This is a genomic window from Lysinibacillus sp. VIII_CA, from assembly GCF_049943995.1.
GTDB lineage: Bacteria > Bacillota > Bacilli > Bacillales_A > Planococcaceae > Lysinibacillus > Lysinibacillus pinottii.
Map to the genome: position 1 here is coordinate 1 of NZ_JBNFXM010000049.1, position 3672 is coordinate 3672.

The 3672-nt window shown below is 34.8% G+C and carries 4 protein-coding genes and 1 pseudogene; 2 read left to right on the plus strand and 3 right to left on the minus strand.

The annotated features are described in order from the left end of the window. Positions 1-684: 684 nt before the first annotated feature. Together ACP3VS_RS24000 and ACP3VS_RS24005 are read left to right on the plus strand one after the other, a co-directional pair. Positions 685-825: a hypothetical protein gene (locus ACP3VS_RS24000; RefSeq protein WP_426390247.1), complete on the plus strand. Its 141-nt coding sequence runs from the start codon at positions 685-687 to the stop codon at positions 823-825. Between the two features lie 96 nt (positions 826-921). Further along, the gene (locus ACP3VS_RS24005; protein WP_426390249.1) at positions 922-1695 is read left to right on the plus strand and encodes a hypothetical protein; all 774 of its coding nucleotides are present in this window, start codon (positions 922-924) and stop codon (positions 1693-1695) included. A 141-nt stretch (positions 1696-1836) separates the two neighbouring features. On the opposite strand, the gene ACP3VS_RS24010 is transcribed toward ACP3VS_RS24005, so the two are convergent. From ACP3VS_RS24010 to ACP3VS_RS24020, 3 genes and pseudogenes are all read right to left on the minus strand, one after another. Then, on the minus strand, positions 1837-2094 hold the full coding sequence (locus tag ACP3VS_RS24010) for a DUF5839 family protein (RefSeq protein ID WP_426390251.1): 258 nt from the start codon (positions 2092-2094) through the stop codon (positions 1837-1839). A 33-nt stretch (positions 2095-2127) separates the two neighbouring features. Continuing rightward, on the minus strand, positions 2128-3117 hold the full coding sequence (locus ACP3VS_RS24015) for a protein rep (protein ID WP_426390253.1): 990 nt from the start codon (positions 3115-3117) through the stop codon (positions 2128-2130). A 280-nt stretch (positions 3118-3397) separates the two neighbouring features. Further along, positions 3398-3672 (minus strand): annotated as a pseudogene (locus ACP3VS_RS24020) (hypothetical protein); the annotation flags it as partial.

Sequence of the window (3672 nt, forward strand, 5' to 3'; positions counted from 1 at the left end):
CTCTCCGAGGGTGGTTGGCTACCGCCAAAGCATGCTGCAGCATGCAAAAGACCTTGAGGGTTTCGCCCCTCAAACTTACGACCAAGGGAGCCCCTTGGATGGCTTAAGCCTCCGGCGGTTTGAAACCCAGGTTTCAAAACTTCCGGCCCTCGCCGGTAGGCAGGAACAAACAGTGGTTTGTTCAATGCCAAGAGGGTTCGGGTGCAACGAGGTAGTCAATCCAAATTTGCTCCTTATCCTCCCTTCGGTCCGGTACCGCAAATTTAGATTGACTACCGCCAAGCAAAACCCCATCACTTCACTTATCAAAAACATAAACTACCTGGAACACAACCACCCTAGGTTACTAAGTGTTTGCGTCCGTTTCATTAATGAAACGGACGCTTTTTTAGCCAAAATAAAAAGAGTAGCTTTTGCTACTCCTTTGAATTGATTATTTTCACCATACACTCTATTATTTACTATTCAATTTAATAATTTCAGAGTGACCGTCCCACTCTAACTTTGCTTCAATCTCATTTTTACTTGTATAAACTTCACAACCAGTACATTCGATATTACCTCAGAATACATAATTTCATCAGACTTTAGGTTTCAGCAACATTATTTGTCTTATGATTTGCATAGGTTCATCACTTAACCTATGGTAAAAGAAAATAAAAACAAAAAGGAAGTGAATTACCAATGAAAATGAAATGGATCAAATTAATAATAATTATTTTAATTATAGCAATTGCAATAAACTTGTTTATGTGGTTCGGTCTAAAATCACAAAACCCTGAAAATATTAAAGATAATGACATAATAGAAGAAAAAGAAAATTAACTAATATTTGCCTCCTAAATTCCTAACATCACATTGTTATTATCTTCAAATTTTGGTAATGTTGATAACGTATTGGAATTTAAAGGGGGAGTTTGTATGAAAAAATTTATTAGTTTTATTTTCGTTTTATCTGTATTAATGTTCCTAACATCTGATTTAAAAGCCCATGCACAAGAAGATGATGTCATGGAAGAAATTTCATCTTCACAGGATTACATCGAATATCTAAAAAGCAAAAATGATGAAAGTGCCACAGAAGTTCTTGAACAATTTTTACAATTAAACAAAGAAGATCAAGAACTTTTTCTTCAAGCTTTAGAACCACAGAATTATTTGAAATTATTAAACACTGCTCAAAATAATCCTAATGAAAATACGACAGTGGAGCTTGATAACGGACAAAAAATTGATGTGCGATTCAGTACAGAACAAAATAATGAACAAGATGTTAATAATCAAGCTGCTTTATCTCTGGTAGATTTTACGCCATATGCTACTACATATTACAAGGTTACAACGCCATGGGCGACAAATGAAATGGCAATTTTGGGAGTTACAACATCGAAATTTCAAGTAAAAATGGTCCTTCAATCAGATGGTGTGGATGCTACGAAAGTTTATGAAGTACAAAAAAATTATGTTAATAATAATCCATTTGTATGGACAACAGATGTAGGCTATACAACGCCCTATGTTTCAGGTGGATATGGTTACGGCGGATATCAATGGAAAATAAGTGCAACTGGATCAATGGGTGCATTATCATCAAACCTAGATATGCTTATAAAAGCTAATCATACTAAAGGATACTATAAAGTTAATTCAGGCCGTTCTGATTGGGCGGTAGATTGGACTGCATTTTATTGGTAATTAAAAAAACAAAAAGGAGTAGCATTTAGCTACTCCTTTTCATTTTCTTTAATATATTGTTTATTGTTTCAGTAAACATTTCCCATCACATTTTCTAAGAAGGTAACAAAAAAGAGTAGCTTTTGCTACTCTCAATCTCTTTTAATTTTTTACTGGTGCTCTTTCAAAAACTGCTACAACTCTTTTATATCGTTTTCCTGTATCTTCTAATTCTTCTCGAAAAACTTCTGCTACTAAAAAAGGCGACCTATCTTTTCCAACAGCAATAATATCACCTGGTTGAATGTTTGATTCACGTAAATATTTAGGAATATGCCACGTATATTTTTTGGGATACAGCTTCAACGGATCTCCCTTTTTGCTTCTGATATGAAATCCCGAAAGTGTATTATTCTCCATCACATTCTCTCCAATCATCAACTTTTGATCTTCCTAACGAATGAAATAATCTTGCGCCTTCCAATTCCACTGGGCAACAATCGAATACGCTTTTTCTTCAACGTCTGAATCCTCATCATCCACCCGTATTAAATCGCCATCTTCGACGTCATCTAAATTCAATTGTTTATGTACTTCTTTCAGCAATCCACCATATGAAATCATACGTTTTCGATACAATCCTTCTTCTAAATCTTTTACGACTTCTAAATCATTTTCTAAATTACCAGTCAGATAGTCCGAATCTTTCACCGAATATTTTGCGGTTTCTTGCACTGCTGCCTGAATTGCAGTAACTTCATGTTTCTTATTTCGCTTTTTATTTTTTACTGCCTCAATATGTACAACTGGCACGTAATCTAGTTTCATTGCCTTTTGCCACAAGCTTGTCCAATTTTCTTGTGATAAATAATTTTCAGCACCCTTAAAATATTTTGATTCCACACACAACAATACATGCATGTGCTGATTATACGAACCGTCCTTTTTATTAACAGTAACTTCCGTCGAACGCATAAAACCAATCATATTTTGTTTCACCTTTTTATATCCAATCAATCGACGAAAACCTTCTGCCATCGCCTTTAAACTCTTATTTAACGTTTCACCGTCAAATACGTTTTTCGCTGTCAGGGTTAAAAACAGCCAACGAGCTTTCGGTTTTTGACGAATCACTTCTTCTACAATTTTTGTTGTTTGTATGCTTCTTTTCATCGTTTTCCTCCAATTGCACATCGGACATAACGGTGACTTACAAAACCACGCTTTTGCTAACTTCATGCGCCCTTCATACGTAATATCAAACTCTAGTATTTCACCACAACTTGATACACGTTCAGCTTTCTTGAACTGCAATATCTCTAACAATTCAAAATAACCGACATTCGCTGTCTTTTTTTCTTTCCAAGGCTGAGTTTTCCCGTTTGCTTTTTTATCACAAAGCACTGTTTTTTGGTCTAAATCCATGGTATTATGGATACACATAAAACTATAAAATCTCCTTTCAGGATTCCTGAAGGGTACAGAAAATCCCCTATGGTGTTTTGGTTTAGCTTCGCAACTTAATCATAACACAATTGGGATTTTTTTGTATATTTTTCTTTATACCATTAAAACCATTAAAAACCCTTACATATCAAGGCTCAGAGGCGTTTTTAAAAAATGACGTTATTTCTATATGTATCAAGATAAGAAGAACTCCATTTTGCTGACGCAAAATTCCGTTCAAAAACCATAAAAAAACACGCCTTAAAGGCGTATTTTTTTATCTCTCAAAACCTCTATCACGTTCTTTATTTACCTCACGTTTATAAGTCTTCTCAAATTCACCTTCAGGCGATTTCTCTTTTACCTTGTCCACCAAAGCCTTAAAAACGTCTTTAAAGGCCATAGCGCTCTTTGTACGCTCTTTAATAAATTCTTTGGCACTTTTATAAATCGATTTAATTTCGGCCTTTAAATCGCTTATATGGGCTTCTAAAACACTAATTTCATTTGTAGCCGACCTCAAGTGAGTTTTTAAACTCGCATTTTCTTGTT

Coding starts and splice junctions, on each gene's coding strand:
- ACP3VS_RS24000 (WP_426390247.1), top strand. CDS start 685: ATGAAAATGAAATGGATCAAATTAATAATAATTATTTTAATTATAGCA.
- ACP3VS_RS24005 (WP_426390249.1), top strand. CDS start 922: ATGAAAAAATTTATTAGTTTTATTTTCGTTTTATCTGTATTAATGTTC.
- ACP3VS_RS24015 (WP_426390253.1), bottom strand. CDS start 3,117: ATGTGTATCCATAATACCATGGATTTAGACCAAAAAACAGTGCTTTGT.
- ACP3VS_RS24010 (WP_426390251.1), bottom strand. CDS start 2,094: ATGGAGAATAATACACTTTCGGGATTTCATATCAGAAGCAAAAAGGGA.